This window comes from Cellulosilyticum lentocellum DSM 5427, assembly GCF_000178835.2.
In the GTDB taxonomy this organism is placed as follows: Bacteria; Bacillota; Clostridia; order Lachnospirales; family Cellulosilyticaceae; genus Cellulosilyticum; species Cellulosilyticum lentocellum.
Map to the genome: position 1 here is coordinate 3,751,539 of NC_015275.1, position 22,295 is coordinate 3,773,833.

The following is a 22,295-nucleotide window of genomic DNA, read 5'->3' on the forward strand; positions in this document are numbered from 1 at the left end:
GTGAAAATAGCTGTTCTAGAATTAATTACAGAATAAAAAGGAGAAATAGTAAAATGAATATTTCAGTAACACATATTGCACTCTATACAAATGATCTAGAGCGTACAAGAGCATTCTATATGAAATACTTTAATGCCAAGAGCAACGAAAAATATGTAAATGCCAAAGGATTTTCCAGTTACTTTTTATCTTTTGATTCAGGTGCTAGATTAGAAATAATGGCACATGAGTTATTAGAATATCGGGAGCCAAAGGATCATGTAAATGGCATTCACCACATTGCTTTCTCTGTAGGCAGTAAAGAAAATGTCATTACTCTTACTAACCAAATAGTACAAGATGGTTATCCATTACTAAGTGCACCAAGAGAAACTGGGGATGGTTACTTCGAAAGTTGTATAAGTGATCCAAATGGTATTAGGATTGAAATTACTGAATAACAAGCATATAACTATTCAGCCATATAAATAGAAATTTGTCGGGGACTTTACGGGCTATATGGGCGGAACTGAGAGAGGGGGGCTACCTATCGTGGCTTGGCTCCGCATTTCCAGTAGGCACTAAGCTCACTTTTTTGGATGAACGCCCACAAACTCGGTTCCCGGGGGCACGTGGGCTAAGTACCATCCAAAACGTTCGCTAAGTGCCTACTGAAAATACTCCGAAGTCACCCCGTCAGGCAGCCACCCTCTCTCAGTTCTACCAGCAATAACGCGTAAAGTCGCCTCCATTAAGTGTTTTCAAGAAAAAACAAAACTTGTTATTATCTTTTTTCTGCACTTTGCACTTAGGGGTTTGAACACTTAAGAGATCAATAATGCTTGTAAGGCTCCCTAGCTTCCTTACAGAGCTACTTCTTGGCAAAATAGACTTATGGGAAGCTTTATACGTTATTGCCTTGGGCGCCTGCCCTCGGCTTCGAGTATTTTTTAACTGTCGTTACGCCTTCTTTCCACGCTGCTTCACTGTCTTGGATGTTTATGAGGTCAACAACGTTTGTGAAAATGAGTGGGAATGGGTGCCTGGAGTAGTGACTTGGGAGCATTTTTTAGAAGCACTTAGTGAACGTTTTAGATGGGTTTTAGGCAGCTGTTTGAACGAAGTGAGTTCTGCCGTTCATCTAAATAAGTGAACTTAGTGCTTCTAAAAATGTGAACCGGAACAACGGAAGGCACCCATACCCACTCATTTTCTCTCAGACGTACCTCTCATAAATACCACGTCAAATTTCTATTTACCATACTAACTAAATACTATTTATTATTTAATTACTTAACGATTTCATAAGGCCAGTAAATAATACCACCCATATCATATACGGAGGTATATCCTAGATTTAATAAGGTATCTCCTGCCATAATGGTTCTTACACCACTTCTACAATATAAATAGATAGTTTGTTCTTTATCTGAAATCATATCCTCAATCTGGTATTCTAGTTCATTAACTGGTACATTAATGGCTCCTTCAATATGACCTTCTGCATATTCCATTTTGGTTCTTACATCTAATAATACAATGCTTTTGTCTGTATCTAGATTCTGTTTAGCTTCTTCTATACTGATTCTTTGTACTTCTGCTATTTCATCCATTTTAGTTCTCCTTCTAGCTACTGTCTATGGTTAATCATTTAGAATTGTTCCTTGTCTATTAGCGTTCTTGACTCTTTAACTTTACCTAAATGAGTTTATAAAGTCAAATCAATTGCTTTTCTGTCTTTTTTAATTTAAATAAACCCCAGCAATATATTGCTAAAGGATACATAGATGCTATTCCTAACCATCTCATCATTAATAACTCATCATCTCTAATTTTCATATTTGAATATCCATATGATTCTAGAAGTTCTATTCCTATTTTTTCATGTTCTAAATGAGATAGGGTGTTTATTATCTTTTCTGCTTTTATATAACCTTCATTCCTATCGATCATCTCTATAGTACCTACAACTTCACTTATAAATACATACTCCTTATCACTTTTCCAAAAATGAAATATCTGACTTATTCCTATTCCCAATATAAAAACATATAGTAATCCAAGAAACATTGCGCCTATATATGGTAAATATTCATTTTTTCTAATATGAGTGTGTGCTATCCGTCTTATTACAATTATACTTATTATTAGCACCACTATCCCCAATATAATTATTTCTATGGCTATGCCAGATGGATTCAAAAAACCTTCAAGCTCTCCCCTTATATAGCCTTTTTCCTGTAATAGACGATTACCCGCCTTTATTCCTATATTATCTCTTTTTAATATAACTTCTTTCATTATTGAATCTAACTCTGGATATTCTATATGTACAGTTCCAATGACCTTAGCTACAAATAAGTACCTATCCCGGTTCATCCAATTAGTAGCACCTATCGTTACTATACTTCCCCCACCAACTATAATGATTAGTGCCACTAATAAACCTTTAACTTTTGAAATCATTCTGCCCCCTCCTTATTTCATTCTCTCTATTTAATCCTACATTCCTTTCTTTTGAATTAGTAAGAATCTTCAATCAAATTTATTTTATCATTAGATGCTTTATATTCCTAGCTAAAAAGGACATATTCAAAAGTATAAATATTTAAAATGGAACCTCTAGAATAAACACTAAAAAAAGCTGGCTCCTGTACAATACAGAAACCAGCTTTTAGCTTCCTAGTTTTTGAATGTTCTTGACATAGACTTTGTTTCAATCTTAACCATCAAGTTATTCCTAGGCTTTTTCACTCTTCACTACTCTTACTTCACAATCTTATATGGCCAGTAGATAATACCACCCACGTCATAAATCGAAGTATAACCTAGGTTTAATAAAATATCACCTGCTGTAAGTGTTCTTATACCACTTCTACAATAGAGGTAGATCGTTTGATTTTTCTTTGAAATTCTCTCTTCAACAACCCCTTCTAATTGGTCAAGTGGCATATTTATTGCCCCTTCAATGTGACCCTCTGCATATTCCATCTTAGGTCTTACATCTAATAAAACAATGCTTTTATTGATATCTAGATTTTTCTTTGCTGCCTCCATACTAATTCTGTGAACATTAATCATTTCATTCATTTTTTTCTCCCTCTAGCTTTCCTTTATGCCTGCTTATATAATTACTTAGCTTTCAAATAGCACTATAGTAAATCTATATATCAAATATATCCTCTAACACTCATTTCCTATTAGAAAATTCACGTAGGCCAATAACTTCTATTTTCTTTTATCAGCATTGCCTTTTATTATATTTAGTATACCATACTGGCCTTAACAATCTTACTTATTTCTCTAATTACTACAATATATTATCTATACTCCAGTAAATTAGGATAGCTACTTTACTAATCTTGCTCTAAAGCACCTGTATAGAGTTGATAGTAAGTACCTTTTTTCTCTATTAAATCTTCATGGTTACCACGTTCAATGATTCTTCCTTGATCGAGTACCATAATGACATTTGAATTCTTAATGGTTGATAAACGGTGGGCAATAACAAATACTGTTCTACCTTCCATAAGTCTATCCATACCTTCTTGAACAATCTTTTCTGTACGTGTATCAATACTTGATGTTGCTTCATCTAATATGAGTACTGGTGGATTAGCTACAGCAGCTCTGGCAATGGCTAGAAGTTGTCTTTGCCCTTGGGAAAGATTAGCACCATCTCCAGTGAGGACTGTATCATAGCCATGTGGTAAGTGTTTAATAAAGTACTCGGCATTAGCCAGTCTTGCTGCTGCTTTAACTTCTTCATCTGTGGCATCTAATTTTCCATAACGGATATTCTCCATAACTGTACCTGTAAATAAATGTGTATCTTGAAGTACAATCCCTAGAGATCTTCTTAAATCATCTTTTTTAATCTTATTAATGTTAATGCCATCATATCGAATTTTCCCGTCCTGAATATCATAGAAACGATTGATCAAGTTGGTAATAGTGGTTTTCCCCGCTCCTGTTGCACCAACAAAGGCGATTTTTTCACCTGGTTTTGCATAAAGTTCTATATCATGAAGAATAATCTTCTCATCATTGTAACCAAAGTCCACATGGTCAAAGACTACGTCACCTTCAAGCTTTTGGTAAGTTGTTGTGCCATCTTCTTTATGATAATGTTTCCATGCCCAAATTCCTGTTCTCTCTTTGGTTTCCACGCATTCACCATTTGCGCCTATTTTAGCATTAACTAATTCCACATAACCTTCATCTTCTTCTGGCTTTTCATCTAATAATTTAAAAATACGATCAGCTCCAGCAAGGGCCATAATGATGGCATTGAACTGCTGTGATATCTGAGATATAGGTTGGGTAAAGCTCTTGTTAAATTGTAAGAAGGATGCAAGTGCTCCTAGTGTAAAGCCACCTACACCAGCAATTGCTAACGTTGAACCAACAATAGCTGTTACCACATAGTTAAGGTTACCCATGTTGTTCATAATAGGCATGAGAATATTAGCAAACTTATTAGCATTGTTTGCACTGTCAAAAAGTTGTTCATTAAGTTCACTAAATCGTTTGATACTGTCTTCTTCATGACAGAATACCTTAACAACCTTTTGTCCTTCCATCATCTCTTCAATATAACCATTAACTGCTCCTAAGTTCTTTTGCTGTTTCATAAAATAGCTGCCACTTTTACCAGTAATGCTCTTAGTTACTACAAGCATTAAACCTACCATGATTAACGTAACCAATGTGAGTGGCATATTTAAAAAGAGCATGGCAATAAACACACTTATAACCGTAATACTAGAAGCAATAAGCTGTGGCATAGATTGGCTAATCATTTGTCTTAAAGTATCTGTATCATTGGTATAAATACTCATAATATCCCCATGTGCATGAGTATCGAAGTATTTAATAGGTAACTTCTCCATATGCTTAAAAAGGTCATTTCTAATATTCTTCATTGTCCCTTGGCATACAAAAATCATAATACGATTGTATAAATAAGTAGAAAAAACACCTACTAAGAAAATAAGTGCTATCTTCACAAGTGCACCAAGTAATTGACTAAAGTCAGGATTATTTGACCCTAAAAGGGGCATGATATAATCATCAATTAACTCTTGTATAAAGCTAATTCCTTTTACACTAGCTAATGAACTAATAAGAATGAGGAAAAAAACTACAATACAATGTAGCTTATAATTCTTAAAAATATAAGCCATTAATCTTTTTAAAGTCTTACCAGGGTTCTCAAGCTTCATATGTCCTTTACCTGGACCCATTGGCCCTTTGCCATGTCCCATTGGCATCTTATTTTGTCTCATTTTCTTCTGCTCCTTTCATCTGTGATATATAGACATCACGATAAATGTCACAGCTAGCTAGGAGCTCTTCGTGATTGCCCATGCCCACGATTTTTCCTTCGTTTAAAACAAGGATTTTATCTGCATCTTGAATAGATGAAATTCTTTGGGCAATAATAATTTTAGTTGTATCTGGTATTTCTTCTTTAAAGGCTTTTCTAATAAGTGAATCTGTCTTTGTATCAACTGCACTTGTAGAATCATCTAAAATAAGAATTTTAGGCTTTTTAAGCAAGGCTCTGGCAATACAAAGCCTTTGTTTTTGACCACCTGATACGTTACTTCCACCTTGTTCAATGTAAGTATCATATTTTTCAGGCATTTTTTCAATGAATTCTGCTGCTTGTGCAAGCTCACATGCCCTCATAATCTCCTCATCACTGGCTTCTTTATTACCCCAGCGTAAATTCTCTTTGATAGTACCGGAGAATAAGACATTCTTTTGAAGTACCATAGCCACTTCATTTCTAAGGGTTTCAAGATCATAGTCTCTTACATCTAAGCCTCCTACTTTAACCTTGCCACCTACTACGTCATAAAGTCTTGGAATAAGTTGTACTAAAGAAGACTTAGCACTACCCGTTTCACCAATAATACCAATGGTCTCTCCTGATCGAATAGAAAAGTTAATGTTCTCAAGTACACAGTTATTTTTATCTTTGTTATAAGCAAAATCTACGTTTTCAAAATCAATTGAACCGTCTTTCACTTCATAGATAGGATTTTCACCATTTGTTAAATCTGTTTCTTCATTAATGACTTCTACAATACGTTCGGCTGAAGCGCGTGACATGGTGATCATTACAAACACCATAGCAATCATCATCAGACTCATTAAGATATTCATAACATAAGCAAATAAACTCATGAGCTCTCCTGTTGTTAAGCTTCCACCAACAATCATCTTAGCTCCTAACCAAGAAATCAGTAAGATACATGCATAGATAGCAAATTGCATCACTGGCATATTTAAAATAATAAGTTTTTCTGCGTTAACAAACATTTGATAAAGGTTTTCACATGCCTTCTCAAACTTATTCATTTCATGTTCCTCACGTACATAAGCTTTAACCACACGAACTGCATTAATATTCTCTTGTACGCTAGCATTTAAATCATCGTATTTCTTAAATACTTGCCTAAAAACAGGGTGTACTTTTCTTATAATTAGTACTAGCGCCACACTTAAGAAAATGATAGCCCCAACAAATACCATTGAAAGTCTAGCATTAATCAAAAAGGCCATAATCATGGCACTAATCAGCATAAATGGTGCTCTTGCACAAATACGAATTACCATTTGATAAGAGTTTTGCACGTTAGTAACGTCAGTTGTGAGTCTGGTTACAAGCCCTGCTGTTGAATACTTATCTATATTAGAAAAAGAAAAATCCTGTATATTGATAAACATGGCTTCCCTTAAGTTTTTTGCAAAACCACTACTTGCTTTTGCAGCATGTTTTCCTGCTATTGCGCCAAAGAGTAATGCTAGCATGGCTGCACCAATCATACAAACTCCCATGAATACGACATGCTGCATATCGCCTTTTTCTACACCATTATCTATAATAGAAGCCATCATAAATGGAATAAGTACTTCCATAATAACTTCGAGTACAATAAAAACGGGTGATAGAATAGATGACTTTTTATATTCTTTTACCTGAGCTAATAAGGTTTTTATCATCGCTGTTCCTCCTCTATTTCTTTATGTCTTTTTACTATTTTATAATTAGCTTGCTAACTATTTTAACAAAAAATTTTTTTGCCGTCTATAGGCAGTTACTCCCTCTTTAATAAGCAGAGGGAACTTCCCCTCTGCTCTAACCTATAGTGCACGTTTTAGCTACTTCACTGCTTGATTTCATTATGCCTATTCTACTATTCTGTAATAAAGGTGACCACCTCTTCTAAAGGTTTACGTCTTGGTTGCCTTGGTGTTTCATCAGCTGGAATACCCAATGAGATAATAGCCATTAAAGAATAACCTGGTTTTTCAAAGCCAATGATTTGTTCAATCTCAGTTTTGGCATGAGCAGGTCCTGTCATATAACATGCGCCATAGCCCATATTAGCAGCTGCAAGTAAGAAGTTCTCTACTGCTGCACCAATACCTTGTGCACCTGCTTGTGGTGATTTAATCACATCTATAATTGCTTCATCTACCCCATTAGCTCTTAAGATTTTCTCTTCAATCATGTCATATTCTTTTGCATATACAATAACCGCACATGATGATCGCTGAAAATTAAGGTAGTAAGGAAGTACCTTCATAAACTGTGCTCTTTCTTCCTCATTCCTTGCTAAAGATGCAATATATTCGTGACTCTTTGTTACTGCCTCTGCCATTTTGCTTACAATCTCTCCGTTTTGTACCACAACAAAATGCCAATTTTGTTGATGCTTTGGAGAAGGTGCTAAAGTTGCTGCTTCTAACATCTTTAAAATATCTTCTTTAGGTACTTCTCCTTCTTTATAATCTCTAATACTTTTTCTCTTGTAAATAAAATCTAATTCTGACATCTATATCTCTCTCCTATTTATCTTGTTTATTTTTACTACTACCCATCCTATTGTATAGCAATAAAAATTCATACGCAATTAAGCATCTTAATTTCATCTATTACTATATGATTAGCTTGCTAACTGTTTAATTAATTTTTTTCTTTTTATAACGACATATTTTTTAGCATTCTGTTTAGGATACCTATTAGTTCTTGTTTTTCTTCTTCACTAATTCCTTGATATAACTGATTTTCCATCTCTTTTAAGCCGGCTAACATTTCTTGGTGATACCCTTGTGCCTTACTGGTTAAAATAATCTGCTTATATCGATTATCTTTAATGCTAGGTGCTACTCTAATAAATCCTTTTTCTTCTAGACGTTTTAAAAGACCTGTTACAGTGGGACGTTTGAGATTAAATCGCTTTTCAATATCGATAGGATTTACTTCTTTGCCTTCATTCTCATGCAAAAATCCTAGTAAGTCACACTGAGCTGTTGTTAAGTTAATCTCTGATATTTTATTATTAAAAGTTCTTTCATAAATATTGTTAATCATTTTTAAAAGAATACCTATTCTCATCTCTTGTTCCATAGCCCCAACCTCGTTTTTTATCAAAATAGTAGTTCTATTATAACACACTAGCACAAGTCATAAAAAATGGCACTCGCTTCTCACTATTTCACTAACTAGCTATACTTTATTGCTCTACCTTACTTATCTCTATAAACATTAAAAAGGAGACTGCCTCTCTGCTCACGACACTCTCCTCTTTATTCTATCTTTCTATACTGCAAACTGGCTATTATAAAGCTGATAATAAAATCCCTTTTTCCCTAAAAGCTCATTATGATTACCCTGCTCTATAATTTTCCCTTCTTTCATAACCAGAATAACATCTGCATTTTGAATAGTTGATAAACGATGGGCTACAATGAAACTCGTTTTGCCTTCCATTAATCGATTAAAGGCACTTTGAATCTTAATTTCTGTTCTTGTATCAATTGAAGATGTTGCTTCATCTAAAATCAGCATAGGCGGCTCCGTGAGCATGACCCTTGTTATACATAGAAGCTGCTTTTGCCCTTGTGAAAGCATACCCCCATCTTCTTCTATGACTGTATCATAACCTTTTGGTAAACGTTTAATGAAAGAATGGGCATGTGCTGCTTGAGCTGCTGCAGTTATTTCTTCATCAGTGGCATCTGGTTTACCCATGATAATATTTTCTTTAATTGTTCCCTTCTTCAGCCAGGTTTCTTGAAGCACCATACCGTAATTTAAGCGAAGACTTCTTCTCGTCATTTCTCTAATATCCTTGTCATCTACTTGAATGCTTCCTTGATTCACATCATAAAAACGCATGAGTAAATTAATGAGTGTTGTTTTACCACAGCCTGTGGGCCCTACAATAGCTACCTTTTGGCCTGGTTTAATTTGAATATTAAAATTCTCAATCAATTTTTTCTCTGGGACATAAGAAAAGCTTACATTTTTACAACTTACATTGCCATTAGCGTTTTCTAAAGTGACTGCTTGTGGACTTTCAGGAGCTTGGGCTTCTTCTTCAATGAGTTCAAAAATTCTAGCTGCACAAGCCAAGGCATTTTGAAGTTCTGTGACTACCCCTGATATTTCATTAAAAGGCTTAGTATATTGATTAGCATAACTTAAAAAGCAAGACCATGCTCCCACTGTCATCTTGCCATTTAATACTGCAAAAGCACCTGTAATCGCTACACCTGCATACACCACACTGTTTACAAACCTAGTAGTAGGGTTAGTTAAAGAAGAAAAGAAAGTTGCCCTTAAAGAATATTTTGCTAATCTATCATTAATTTCATCGAATTTTTTAATGGCTTCTTCTTCATGTCCATAAGCCTTTACTACTTTTTCATTTCCAATCATCTCATCAATAAAAGCTGTTTGCTCTCCTCTTGTTTCTGATTGTAATTTAAACATGGTATAAGTTTTTTTAGCAATAAAACTGGCTACAAATAATGAAAGAGGTGTGACTAAAACCACTACAAAAGTAATACTTACATTAATCGTTAACATGAACAGCAAGGTTCCCAATATGGTGATAACACCTGTAAATAGCTGAGTAAATCCCATTAATAGCCCATCAGCAAATTGGTCTACATCTGCAATAACACGGCTTACAATATCTCCTTGTGAATGGGTATCGATATATTTAAGCGGCAAAATTTCAATCTTTTTAAACGCCTCATCTCTCATATCACGTACAACCTGATAAGTCACTTTATTATTAATCATATTCATAAACCACTGTGCTATGGCTGTTATGCTCACTATAATAGCTACAATCATAAGCTGTTTTAAAATATAATCAAATTGAATCTGACTATATGCTATCCCATCAATAGCCTTTCCGATTAAAATAGGAACATATAAAGTCAATGCCACAATGATAACCGCTAAGAGAATAGAAATCAGCATTAAGCTCCTATACTTTTTAATATAACGAAGTACTTTTTTAAGCGTGTCTTTTTGAACATCTTTTTTTAAACCAGTCTTTTTCATCCCTCTACCTCCTTCTTAAACTGAGAATAGTAGATTTCGTTATAAACCTCACAGTTTTCTAGAAGCTCTTCATGAGTCCCTTTTCCAACTAATTGACCATCATCTAGAACAATAATTTGATCCGCATATTGCACTGAAGAAGCTCTTTGCGACACAATGACCACGGTAGGATGATAATCTAACGCTTTAATTGCCTTACGAAGCTTGGCATCTGTGACGAAGTCTAGTGCTGAGGTACTATCATCTAAGATGAGAATTTCCGGCTTCTTCACTAAAGCTCTAGCAATGGTTAAACGTTGTCTTTGCCCACCTGAAAGATTTCTGCCACCTTGTTCTATCTCAGCCTTCATTCCGCCTTTAACACTTACCACATCTTCTGCTTGCGCAGTCTTAATAGCTGCTTGTAACTCTTCCTCTGTAACATCTTTCTTACCCCAGCGTAGGTTTTCTTCTATGCTCCCCTTAAAGAGTACTGCCTTTTGCATCACAATACCTACTTTTTCTCTTAAAGTTTCTAAAGGATAATCTTTGACATTTATACCATTAATCAGTACTTCACCAGAAGTAGCATCATAAAATCTAGGGATTAAATGAATAACAGAACTCTTCCCAGATCCTGTACCGCCAATAATACCTATGGTCTCTCCCTTTTTAGCAGTAAAATCAATAGCTGTTAAAGACTCTTCCCCGGCATTAGTATAGGTAAGAGAAACTTGTTTAAAGGTAATGCTCTCTTCATTACTGCTTACTTTTACTTGATTCGTATGAATAGCTTCTTTTTCTAGCATACTAGACTCGATATGAAATACATCTGCTATACGATTACCACAGGCTACTGATTTATTAACAGTAATAATGAGCGCTGCTAATTTAATCAGCTCCACTAAAATCTGTGACATATAATTATAAAGTGCTACTACCTGCCCACTACTTAAATTGCCTGCATCTACCTGGAGTGCACCTACCCATATAAGTCTAATAATAGCAATATTAATAATGACATAAGTAAGGGGATTCATTAAAGCTGAGATGCCCCCAGCTTTCTTTTGCTGCTTAGTCAGGGTTTCATTTCTTTTATTAAAAGCTTCAATTTCTTCCTCTTCTTTGCAAAAAGCTCTAATCACACGAACTCCTGTTAAGTTTTCTCTTGTCATACTTAAAACACCATCTAATCTTTGTTGTACCGCTTTAAGCATAGGAATATTAAGAAGCATAATCCCAAATACCACAAAAGATAATAAAATAATGGCAATGACAAATATCATGGCTGATTTCACATCAATAGTAAGGGCCATAATAGTAGCCCCAAATACTACAAATGGGGATCTTAAAAAGAGACGAAGTACCATATTAACCCCATTTTGAGCTTGATTGACATCACTTGTCATTCTGGTAATCATGGTCGGTGTCCCTAAGGTATCAATCTCTGTAAAAGAAAGGCCTAATAAATGCTTAAATAAAGCATGACGTACACCTGTCCCAAAACCTACTGCTGCCTTAGCTGAAAAATACTGTGCTGTTACTGAACAGATAAGTCCAATCACCCCTAAGCCTATGAGCAGTGCACACATTTGTATAATGTAAGTCTTGTCTCCATTACCAATCCCTTTATCAATAATGGTAGCAATCACTAAAGGTACAAATAACTCAAAAGAAGCTTCTAGCATTTTAAATAAGGGAGCCAAGATGCATTCTTTTTTATAACCTTTTAAGTAAACGAGTAATTCTTTCATTTCTTCCTCCTCGCCTTTATATTTTTTCAAATTTCCGACTCTTATCATATCACAGTATATACTATACTAAAATTATTAATATGATATACTAACTATATTAAATTCATATAGGAGGATCGCATGGATTTTAAACAACTTACTTATCTTGTTAGCACGGTTCAAGAAGGTAACATTTCAAAGGCGGCAGAAAAATTAAATATTTCTCAACCACCCTTAAGTACTAAATTAAAAGAGCTTGAAAATGAGTTAGGCGTGATTCTCTTTGAACGTGGTTCTAGAAAAATTGAACTCACCCAAGCCGGTCGTATTTTTTATGCACGTGCAACTTCTATACTGGAGCAAATGGCTATTGCTAAAAAAGAATTAGAAGATTATAACTCTGGGAAAATAGGCACTTTACGCCTTGGTATTATTTCTTCTATTGGCAGCACGCTCATCAATGAATGGCTCATTTGCTTTCATCAAGCTTATCCTGAAATACGCTTTAATATTTTTGAAGGTAATACCTATGAACAATTAGAAAGGCTTCGAAATAATCTTATTGAAGCGGCCATTGTTCGCACACCCTTTTCAGCTACTGATTTAGAGTGCACCATTTTACGGCAAGAACGTGTTTATGCCGTAGGTCATGTGCACTACTTTGAGAATCTTCCTAATCCTTCTGTTAGTTTAACCGAAATCTGTACAAAACCCCTCATTCTTTATCGGAGATGGGAAAAAATATTTCAAGAAATTGCTCATGAGAACTCTCTTAATCCTTTTATATTTTGTATGAATGATGATGCTAGAACAACGGCTAGTATGGCTAATTCAGGATTAGGTATAGGGATTATCCCAGAATCTGCCTTACCACTTTTATCAAATTTAAATATGGAAAAAAGAGTTATTTCAGATGAAGGATTAGAGTCCGATATCTGTTTACTACGTAATCCTAACAGCTATTTATCAACGGTTATGGAGCTTTTTTATCAGTTCTTGGTTTAATATTTAGGCTACTGCCCTAGTAAGCAAATATTTATTTAGTCAATATTCAATGCTATAATATGAACCACTAACTGACTATAAGGAGATGACAATGAAGAAAACAAAATTGCTTTAATGGGAGTTTTAGTTTTTATTATACTTATTAGTACCGCTATCTTAGGCTTTGGTGCAAACTTTAAATAAATACATTCAAGCCTATTAAGAAATAAAAATGATTTTAATTGCGTGCGCAAACTTATTATTGCGCACGCAATTTTTTAGGTATATAATAAAAAACTGAGGTGATTCTATGGAATTTTTAAAATGGCTTTCTATTACTGATCGATATACTAAAATACACTTAGATCGTCAGTTAGCTCCTCTTGGTCTTAATAGTAGCCAACATATGTATATTATGAAAATATGTAATGAACCTGGTATAACACAAGATCGTTTCGTAACGCTTTTTTATATTCATCCAAGTAATATTACCCGTTCCCTTGCTTATTTAGAAAAAACCGGTTTTATCAAAAAAGAACCTCTCAAAAAAGATAAACGTACTTGCTGCTTATATCCTACAGATAAAGCCCTTGAAGCCAATAAACAAATTCTCCATATCCAAAAGACATGGTATGAAAAACTTCTTCAGGATTTTTCTGTAGAAGAAAGAGAACTCTTCTTTTCTTTTCTCAATAAAGCTGGAGAAAAAGCGATTTTGGAAGTAACCGAAGAAATAGAACTAGAAAATGAATAATACTGAAAGGAAATAATGATGAACGAGATTAGACATGAAAATCCTCTTGGCTATGAAAAACTCCCCAAGCTTTTAAAAAGTTACGCTATTCCTAGTATCATAGCCATGTTAGTAAGCTCTTTATATAATATTGTTGACCAAATCTTTATTGGCCAAGGTGTTGGTTATTTGGGAAATGCGGCAACCAATGTAGCCTATCCTCTTACCACCATCTGTCTTTCTATTGCTTTATTAATTGGTATTGGTAGTGCTGCTCGCTTTTCCTTAGCACTAGGTGCAAAACAAAAGGAAGAAGCTGCACTAGCTGTTGGTAACGCTATTAGCATGATGTTTTTGTTTGGCATCATGTATTTTATACTTATTGAAATCTTCTTGCAGCCACTACTTACAGTTTTCGGTAGTACCCCAGATATTATGCCTTATGCTAAGGTCTATACTCGAATTACTGCTCTTGGTATGCCACTCCTTATTGTTACCAATGGTATGAGTAATTTAGCTAGAGCCGATGGAAGTCCAAAGTTCTCTATGAGTTGTATGTTAGTAGGTGCCATTATTAATACCCTCCTAGACCCTCTTTTTATTTTTATATTTGATATGGGTATTGCTGGTGCTGCACTTGCCACTATTATAGGACAACTCGTTTCTTTCCTAATGGCTATTAGCTACATTCGTCGTTTTAAACATATTACTTTGAAAAAGAGCCACTTTAAGCTTCGAGTACCAGAGTGCCTTAAAATTGCTTCTCTAGGCATGAGTAACAGTCTTAATCAGTTAGCTATTACACTTGTTCAAATCGTACTGAACAACTCCCTTATTCACTATGGTTCCCAATCTATTTATGGTAGTGAAATACCACTTGCATGTAGTGGTATTGTAATGAAAACAAATGCTATCTTGATATCTGTTATTATTGGTATTTCTCAAGGGGCTCAGCCTATTATCAGCTTCAACTATGGTGCTAAAAATTATGATAGAGTGAGCGGTATCTATAAGCTAGCAGTCAGCTCTAGTTTAGTCATTTCTGTCTTAGGTTTCATTGCCTTTCAATTCTTTCCAAAACAAGTTATATCCTTATTTGGAACAGGAGATCAGCTCTACTTTGAGTTTGCAGTTAAATTCATGAGAATCTTCTTATTTATGGTACTTATTAATGGCGTGCAAATCATCTCCTCTAACTTCTTTGCAGCCATTGGAAAAGCTATTAAAGGCGTTTTCTTATCCCTTTCAAGGCAAGTACTCTTTTTAATCCCTCTCATTCTTGTACTACCATTCTTCTATGGTATCGATGGGATTTTATTTGCAGCACCAGTAGCCGATGCCTTAGCCTTTTGTGTGACGATTACACTCATTGGCAAAGAACTTACTCATATGAAAACATTAAGCACGCAGAAAACACTGCATCTTTCTGCTCAATCTTAAACCTATACAGTAAAAGAGGTTGCTTCTTTAAGCAACCTCTTTTTAATTTAGCCTAGTTCCTCTTTTTAATTTAGCCTAGTTCCTCTTTTTAATTTAGCCTAGTTCCTCTTTTTATTTTACCAAAATCTGATTATAACTCAGTATCTACTTTTCTTTATCTAATATAATCTTGTAAAAACTCTCCTAAGTTTAAACCTTTCTTGATGAACCATTTGCTCTTGATAAGATTTCACTTTTTAATGATGAGCCTAAACTATCTTATTTCTTGTTATTAGTATCTATTAATATGGTATGCTTTACTTAAAGGCACTAAACAAATAAGCTTAATTGGTTACTTCCTAAGATACTGAGTGCCACTGGATCATTGTCCATAAAGTATGCTTTTTTAATTTCTTGTTCCTTAGAGAAAACAGAAGTTCTTTGATCTAAAGTACTTCTTAACTTACAGCTATAAACAATTGGGAAGTATCTTCTAATGAAGTCCCCTTCTGAATGGGCTGTAAGGGCAATAATTTGGAAACCAAGTTGTTTCGCAATAAAAAATACTGGTTCTAAGACATGCCCACTAGATGCCTTACCAAATGGATTATCTAGAATAACAGCACGGCTTACTTTTTGCTCTTCACTTTGGATATTTTGTTTCTTCTCAGCTAGATAGTTGAGAATGCCTAGGTAAAGTGCCATGTTTTTACTCCATTTTTCTCCTCCTGACCATTTATTAGAGGTTTCCCAAGAGTATTTTTGGCTACTAATATCACCAATGTTACTTACCTTACGGCATCTTACACGAATAGCATCATTACCCATGACTACTTTTAATAAACTTCTAAGCTTAAATTGCTCTTTAATATATTTCTTGATTTTCCCAGTGTCTTCTTTTCCTGTATCATCTAAGAAGCTATCCCCGTCAATATCATCTAGTAAGTTATAAATATGGGTACGAATCTTTTCTTTTCCACTGTCTTCTTGCCAGCTTGGAATGACAAACTCATAAATGTTTTTCCAACCTTCTTCTGTATTCACTCTTGTATTTTTAGGAATCTCTGTTAATTCACTTGCTACTGTTTTTAAGTAAGCATAAAGGTGAATAATAAATTGTGAAATCTGCTGATCTTGATCTATCAGATCTCTTTCTAATATAGTTAACGTATGGTTAATACGTTCTACGATATTTTCTTTCCATACCACTAATGCATCATAATCTTGCTTTTGTGTAATGCCTTGCACCGCCATGTTTCTAAGCTTACTATCTCTAATTTCTCTCTGGCAGAATAGCTTAAAATCAATTTGCTTCTCTTCTACTACCTTTTTACCTGCTTCAACACCATTTTTAAGCTGTTGTAAACTTTCAAGTAAATGACTTACGATTACTCTTACCTTTAGGTCATATATAAACTCTTGCTCCACTGCTTCATCTAGGATACCTACCTTTACTTCTGGGGCACAATACCCAAAAAGCTCATCTTTTTTATCCATTTGCTGCTTGTTATCTAAAATAAACTTAAGTTCACGTTCTAACCCTGCAGTTTGTTTAACTAAATATTTTTCTTTCTCTGCTAGCTCAACTTGTGTTCTTAATAATCGTTCTTTATCTTGCAAGGATTGTGTAGCTTCTTCACTGATCACACCATAACTTACTTCATAAGCTTCTTTTTTACTTTGATACTCTTGCTCTTTTTTATCAAAGTCTGTTTTCATTAATTTAACCTGCTCATCTAATTCCTCTAGTTGTTTTCTTACTTCTATGAGTTCTTCAGATAATCGGTCCATTTCCTGTGCATAAGCTTCTCTATATACTGGAATACTTTCTAAGCGTTTTTCTCTTTCTGCTTGCTCCTGACGGAAGCTCTTTTCATTTTCTTCATATACCTTTTGATTGTGTTTTAAGAGACTTTCAATTTCACTATGGCCTTTTTGCTTATTGTCTAGGGCTTCTTTTAACTGTTCCTGCTTATCTCTTAAATAGACAATATCCTTATTAGAATAAATAGCTTTTTCGTCTTTTACTTCTTTATAAAGTGGATCATCTACTATACGACTTTCACTACTTCTTAGAAGGCTATAATTTTCTTTGGCTTCTTCTAAAGCTTCAAGGGTATTTCTTAAGGCATATTCCACTTTACTATACGCACTTTCTTCTTCTTTAATGGTCTCTTGAAGCATTTTAATACGTACCTCTTCTTTATCGCATTCCTCTTTAATGCCTAAATACTCTGTTGCTTTCTCCACATAGCCTTGTAATCTATTTTTTTCTTCTACTTCTTTTCTTAACGTTTCACTCGTTAACTTTGCTTCCTTCTGGGCCTTCATTAACTTATCTTTAGCATCTTCCATGTTTCGGACAAGTTCCATTTCTTGTCTTTTAAACCCATCACTTTCTTCTCTTAAGCTCGCATGCTTTTCATGAGAATAGGTTTCAAGGAAACTCTTGACCTTTTCTAAAGTTTGGTCTATTTCTCGTAATTCATTTTCCTTTTGCCTGCGATATGCCATAGCTTCTTCTAAAGCTTTACCCGCTTCTCTCTTATGCATTTCAAAAAATGTGGTCTGCATATTCTCACTCCAAGCAGTTGGATAAATAAGACTTTCCACCTGCTTTTCTTGTTCTAACAGTGCCCTAGCCTCTGATAAGGTAACCACACCTACTGGATAAGTCATCTTTGCTGTTTGTTCCTCTAATAAGCTGATGAGCTCACGCTCACTGCCATCTGATACAACTACTAGCTGTGCCCATTTCGGCTGAGTATACATCTTTTGTTTCAGCTCTTTATCTTCTAAACTTGCAATAAAAGCTGTTCCTGTTTGTAAAAAGCTAAACTGATTCATCCATTTTTCTACCCAAAGCTCAAGAAGTGGTTCAACTGTAAAGAAATCACATCCCTCATAGTTTTCTAGGAAATGTGAGTGACGTCTTTCAAGTAAGAGTGCCTCTTCTTTTTCTCTTATAAGTTTTTCTACTTGTTCTTCTAAAGCTGTTATCACTTGACTAGACTTTAAATAAATAGAAGATAAATGATAAAAGGCTGGTAAAACTTTTTTAATCTCCACAAGAATCTTCTCATGAGCTTCTTCTAGCTGCTGAAGCTGCATGCTGGTTCTACTTGCTTCTCTTAGCACCTTAGTATGCTTATTCGTGCTTTCACCAATAATTTGGTTAAGCTCTACTTGGCGCTCTTCTAATACCCTTAAGTTTTGTGCTAATTTAAGCTTACTTTCTTCAATTTCTGCTAAACGGCTCTTCCACTTTTTCTCTTGCCCTTCAATATCCTCACTAGCGCCTTGTGCTACAATTAGCATTTTAATCTGATTCATTTGCTTTTCTTGATGCTCTAGCTTACCAATGAGCTTACTTGCATCACCTCTAAGCTTCTGAAGCTTTTCACCAAGCTGTTTCTTTTCTTTCTCTTGTTCTTGCTGCTCTTCTAAATAGCGTTCCTTTTCTCTCTCACAGTGGCCTAGCTCTTTTTGAAGCATCACTAATTGCTCTTCAAAATAGCCTTTGATTTCTCCTCTATTTTCTTCTAAGGCTTCTTTTATTGCTTCTACTTCTGTATCTTCACCTAATAAAGCTAGCTGTTCCTCATAAAGTTTAATTTTCGCCCGTGCTTCATTCATATTGTTTTGGAATCTAGAAAGCTTGAGGGCATGACGCCTTTTTTCCTTTTCTTCTTTTTTTTCTTTTGCTTTTTCATAGGCTTCATTTTCTTTTTCATAGCTTAGTCTAGCTTCATCTAAGGCTTCTTTAGCCTCTTCTACTTCAATAAGTGCTATCTCTTTTTGCAGCACTCTCTTCTTAGTCTCTAATTGTTTCTTCTCTGTGTCACAGGCTGTAAGTTTTTCCCTTGTCTGTGCTTCTTTATCCTCAATAAGCAGCCAAAGTGCCTTTGCCTCTTCTTTTTTAGCTTCATATTCTTTGACCTTTTGATTATACATGCTAAAGCTTGTTACATAAGATTCGATTTCAGCTTTGATTTTTTCACTTTCCTTAATGCTACGCTCTAATTGTTTATGCTTATTAAAATGCTCTCTTTGACTTTCAAAGGTCCCTGCGAACTCTTGGGCTCCCTTCCCTACTAGGCCTTCTTCCACTGTTGGTAAAAGTAATTTCTCAACTAAGTCTGAAGTCGTTTTACAGCCATCAAAGAAAGCTTCAACAGACCCCTCTCCCCCATTAATGACTGTAATACTGCGCCATTCTTCAGGGATAATTTTAAAAGCTGCTTCGATATATTGATGAAATTCTTTAGTGGTCACAAAAGTTTTAGCTGCTATATGCTCTTTGCTCATTTTCTGGTAGTATTCATTCATCTCTACCCTTGTTGCTGCTCTTGTTACGCCTTCTTCTTCCCTTGTAAAAGGGAGGCCTTCAATATTATCCTTATCTTCTACACCATATTCATAAGCATATTTATAAGATTTAAGCTCATTATTTTGAAGATAAAGGGTTACTGCTGTTAGTGCATAGCGTCTTGGTTTATTACTTATAATCCATTCGATAGCAATATGTGCTGCATTTCCCTCTAGAACAAAGGTTTCTTTTGCTTTACGTTCTCCTAGGTCTGTGTGAGGCAAAATAGCTTGAAGGGCTGCTTGAATAAACACAGTTTTTCCCCCACCATTTTCAAGCAAAATGGCTGTATTATGCCCTGCACAAGTGAATACCTCGTCATTATAGCGTTTTCCGCCATTTTCATAAATTACATTTGTATATCTGATTTTAGAAATTGATGCCATTTGTATTGTCCTTCTTTCTAGCTATACTGATAAATAAAATCTAATATTCCTCGGTTATACTCATAATCCATATAATAACGCTGAATAATGACCTTTGTTTTCTCAGTGATTTCTATCTCGTAATTCCCGATGTCTTTAATCATATCCTGCTTCTCTAAGAACTGCTTCGTCATATTTAAAAAGCTGATACGACTTGCTGTTACGCCTGTTAGCTTTTTGGCTTTTTCTTTTACATCATCTAGTGCTAACCATTTTTCTAAGATTTTGATCCAGTTGTATTCTTGTTCTTCTTCAATCTTTTGAAGCACTTCTTTATCTATTTGAGCAAGGGTTTCCATTCTGGTATTAACAGCTTCTAGCCACTCCTCCATCCCTATAAATACTCTTGTTGGCTCCTTGGTTTGATAACTGTTATAAAATTCTCCTAATAAAATGATTGTTGCTACATACATTAAATAAATATCTAAGTTAGTGGCATTATTAGGTAGATAAAGCTTCTTAATGGTTTCATTGCTCATATGAAAAGGTGAGCTACTTGCAATAGGTACTAAATATACCTGTTCTCCAGCAATAATAATCGTTGCATAATCCTGGGCTGCAAACTGATTCATCAGTTCTTCTATATGTTCCTCTCTTGTATAAGCTCTCATTTCTCCTAAGGAGCTGGCTCCTTCTACTGCTAGCTTGCTATAAAGTTTGTAAGCTTCTAAGATTTCCTCATTTCTATAGTTCATTTCTCTCACCTTCTTTTTGTCTCATTGTAATGTCAATTAACATATTTTTAATTTCAAAACGGGGTACTTTCTGCACGGTTCCTTCATATTCCATAACCTTAATACTGTTGGTTATGCCACCTAAAGCTTCCTTGATGCCATTTAATAGACTTTCTTCATCTAAATTCTCCAATACAATCGGTGACTTTTGATGTAAAATCATCCACATGTCATAAAAAAGTCTTTGCTCTAACCACTCAGGTCTTAATCCTTCTATCTGATTACAAATGTCTTCTAAAGTTACAACGCTTTTTTCTTCAAATAATGGGATAAGCTCACTCATCACTTCTTTAAAATACTGACCTATCTTAGATTTGCCTTTACTTATTTCTTCCTCTGTTGCTCCGTAGGTAAAGGCCTTACCCTTATCTACTTCTCCTACTCTTTCAATTCGTTGCTTATAAAAGATACTCATTGGATGCCAAAGTTTAGCACGTTCCAGATTAAGGAAAGGTTCTATAAAGGTGCTACTTGTGCAAAGTGGCATGGGTTTTCCCATAAGTGCATCCACAATTTCTTGTTCAAAGTTAAAACTATCGATCCCAATGTAATAAAGCGACTGCTGTGCTGCATCTAATGCATGGGTTCTTAGGGCAATACTTTCTTGTAAAAGTTTACTATGCTCATGATGGACCTCTTCTAACCTATTATCAATTTTCAAGATGAATTCATAAGCCTTTTTATCTTTCGCATTATCTAGCTTATACTTTAAGCTATCCTTCGTTAATCTTACAAATTCATGAAGCTCTTCAAACTCCTCATTTTCTCTTATTAGCCTTAAATTAATATCTTCAATCAGCTTCTTATATCTTGTATAAGTTTCTTCCGACACAATGCTACGACTCACTTCATGTTTAATTTTAGCTAAGCGTTCTGTCAGTGCTTCAGCGGATAAATCCATCTCATCTAACTGTCTAAGAGAGCCCATGAACTCGCCTTTTTCAAGCTGTTTACGAAGGAGTAATTGATTAATTGAAATTTGAAATTCACTAAAGTATTCTCTACTTGAAAAAATAAGCTCTAAACCTTGCTCATCTAAAGTATAATATTGGGTGTTGGATTTCAAATCTGAACGTGCAGCTTTTAAAATAGAATAGTAGACCGTTTCCTCTTGCCCTGTTTCCCAATTATAAAAGCTCCTACTATTACGTTTACCATTGGATGGCCTATAGACCTCTATAATCTCTCTAGCTAATTCCTCAAAACCTGCTTCATCTAAGTTAATTTTTTCATGACATACTTCATATAAAAATAAAGCAAGTTCTCGTGCGCCACTTGTCTTATGACGCATAATCATATTTTCAAAGAAGAATAATAAGGTGAGCATGCCTAACTCATAATAAGGAAGCTCATTCCCACTTCTATCTTTTCCTTTCTTTCTATCTAAACGATGTAAGGGTTCATAAATGGCAAGCCTCTTCATACGCTCACCAAACTGTTCCATTACACTCCTTGCTTCAATACTCATTCTAGCTGCCTCCAAAAGTCAAAGTTAAAATATGTGCCTCTCATTATACTACAAAATCAGCTAGAGTTAGCATGACCACTTAGGTTTCATTCTATTA

General features: G+C 34.9%; 16 protein-coding genes. 4 read left to right on the plus strand and 12 right to left on the minus strand.

The window, feature by feature from the left end:
- Nucleotides 1–53: 53 nt before the first annotated feature.
- Nucleotides 54–440: a VOC family protein gene (locus CLOLE_RS17250; RefSeq protein WP_013658397.1), complete on the plus strand. Its 387-nt coding sequence runs from the start codon at nucleotides 54–56 to the stop codon at nucleotides 438–440.
- 828 nt (nucleotides 441–1,268) lie between these two features.
- On the opposite strand, the gene CLOLE_RS17260 is transcribed toward CLOLE_RS17250, so the two are convergent.
- From CLOLE_RS17260 to CLOLE_RS17300, 9 genes are all read right to left on the minus strand, one after another.
- A complete protein-coding gene (locus tag CLOLE_RS17260; protein ID WP_013658398.1) occupies nucleotides 1,269–1,592 on the minus strand; it encodes a rhodanese-like domain-containing protein in 324 nt (107 codons plus the stop codon).
- A 103-nt stretch (nucleotides 1,593–1,695) separates the two neighbouring features.
- A complete protein-coding gene (locus CLOLE_RS17265; RefSeq protein WP_013658399.1) occupies nucleotides 1,696–2,445 on the minus strand; it encodes a hypothetical protein in 750 nt (249 codons plus the stop codon).
- Between the two features lie 300 nt (nucleotides 2,446–2,745).
- Complete coding sequence (locus CLOLE_RS17270; protein ID WP_013658400.1) at nucleotides 2,746–3,069, minus strand: rhodanese-like domain-containing protein; 324 nt, start codon at nucleotides 3,067–3,069, stop codon at nucleotides 2,746–2,748.
- Between the two features lie 266 nt (nucleotides 3,070–3,335).
- Nucleotides 3,336–5,267: an ABC transporter ATP-binding protein gene (locus CLOLE_RS17275; protein ID WP_013658401.1), complete on the minus strand. Its 1,932-nt coding sequence runs from the start codon at nucleotides 5,265–5,267 to the stop codon at nucleotides 3,336–3,338.
- Nucleotides 5,254–6,993: an ABC transporter ATP-binding protein gene (locus CLOLE_RS17280; RefSeq protein WP_013658402.1), complete on the minus strand. Its 1,740-nt coding sequence runs from the start codon at nucleotides 6,991–6,993 to the stop codon at nucleotides 5,254–5,256. The genes CLOLE_RS17275 and CLOLE_RS17280 overlap by 14 nt, the downstream gene beginning before the upstream one ends.
- Before the next feature lie 194 nt (nucleotides 6,994–7,187).
- Entirely contained in the window at nucleotides 7,188–7,829 is a 642-nt protein-coding gene (locus tag CLOLE_RS17285) for a nitroreductase family protein (RefSeq protein WP_013658403.1), read from the minus strand.
- Nucleotides 7,830–7,975: 146 nt separating this feature from the next.
- On the minus strand, nucleotides 7,976–8,404 hold the full coding sequence (locus CLOLE_RS17290) for a MarR family winged helix-turn-helix transcriptional regulator (protein ID WP_013658404.1): 429 nt from the start codon (nucleotides 8,402–8,404) through the stop codon (nucleotides 7,976–7,978).
- Nucleotides 8,405–8,596: 192 nt separating this feature from the next.
- Nucleotides 8,597–10,354 carry an ABC transporter ATP-binding protein gene (locus CLOLE_RS17295; protein ID WP_013658405.1) on the minus strand — a complete coding sequence of 586 codons (1,758 nt, stop codon included), beginning with the start codon at nucleotides 10,352–10,354 and terminating at the stop codon, nucleotides 8,597–8,599.
- Entirely contained in the window at nucleotides 10,351–12,087 is a 1,737-nt protein-coding gene (locus CLOLE_RS17300; protein WP_013658406.1) for an ABC transporter ATP-binding protein, read from the minus strand. The genes CLOLE_RS17295 and CLOLE_RS17300 overlap by 4 nt, the downstream gene beginning before the upstream one ends.
- A gap of 120 nt (nucleotides 12,088–12,207) precedes the next feature.
- Between CLOLE_RS17300 and CLOLE_RS17305 the strand changes: the two genes are divergently transcribed.
- From CLOLE_RS17305 to CLOLE_RS17315, 3 genes are all read left to right on the plus strand, one after another.
- A complete protein-coding gene (locus tag CLOLE_RS17305; RefSeq protein WP_013658407.1) occupies nucleotides 12,208–13,071 on the plus strand; it encodes a LysR family transcriptional regulator in 864 nt (287 codons plus the stop codon).
- 289 nt (nucleotides 13,072–13,360) lie between these two features.
- Complete coding sequence (locus CLOLE_RS17310) at nucleotides 13,361–13,804, plus strand: MarR family winged helix-turn-helix transcriptional regulator (protein ID WP_013658408.1); 444 nt, start codon at nucleotides 13,361–13,363, stop codon at nucleotides 13,802–13,804.
- 18 nt (nucleotides 13,805–13,822) lie between these two features.
- On the plus strand, nucleotides 13,823–15,223 hold the full coding sequence (locus CLOLE_RS17315; RefSeq protein WP_013658409.1) for an MATE family efflux transporter: 1,401 nt from the start codon (nucleotides 13,823–13,825) through the stop codon (nucleotides 15,221–15,223).
- A gap of 309 nt (nucleotides 15,224–15,532) precedes the next feature.
- Here CLOLE_RS17315 and CLOLE_RS22070 read toward each other — a convergent pair whose 3' ends face one another.
- The 3 genes from CLOLE_RS22070 to CLOLE_RS17330 are packed head-to-tail and all read right to left on the minus strand — an operon-like array spanning nucleotide 15,533 to nucleotide 22,198.
- Nucleotides 15,533–19,957 (minus strand): coiled-coil domain-containing protein, encoded by a 4,425-nt coding sequence (locus CLOLE_RS22070; protein ID WP_013658410.1) that lies wholly within the window; start codon nucleotides 19,955–19,957, stop codon nucleotides 15,533–15,535.
- 17 nt (nucleotides 19,958–19,974) lie between these two features.
- Complete coding sequence (locus CLOLE_RS17325) at nucleotides 19,975–20,691, minus strand: DUF6063 family protein (RefSeq protein ID WP_013658411.1); 717 nt, start codon at nucleotides 20,689–20,691, stop codon at nucleotides 19,975–19,977.
- Entirely contained in the window at nucleotides 20,681–22,198 is a 1,518-nt protein-coding gene (locus tag CLOLE_RS17330; protein ID WP_013658412.1) for a hypothetical protein, read from the minus strand. Before CLOLE_RS17330 ends, CLOLE_RS17325 begins: the two co-directional genes overlap by 11 nt.
- Between the last annotated feature and the right edge of the window lie 97 nt (nucleotides 22,199–22,295).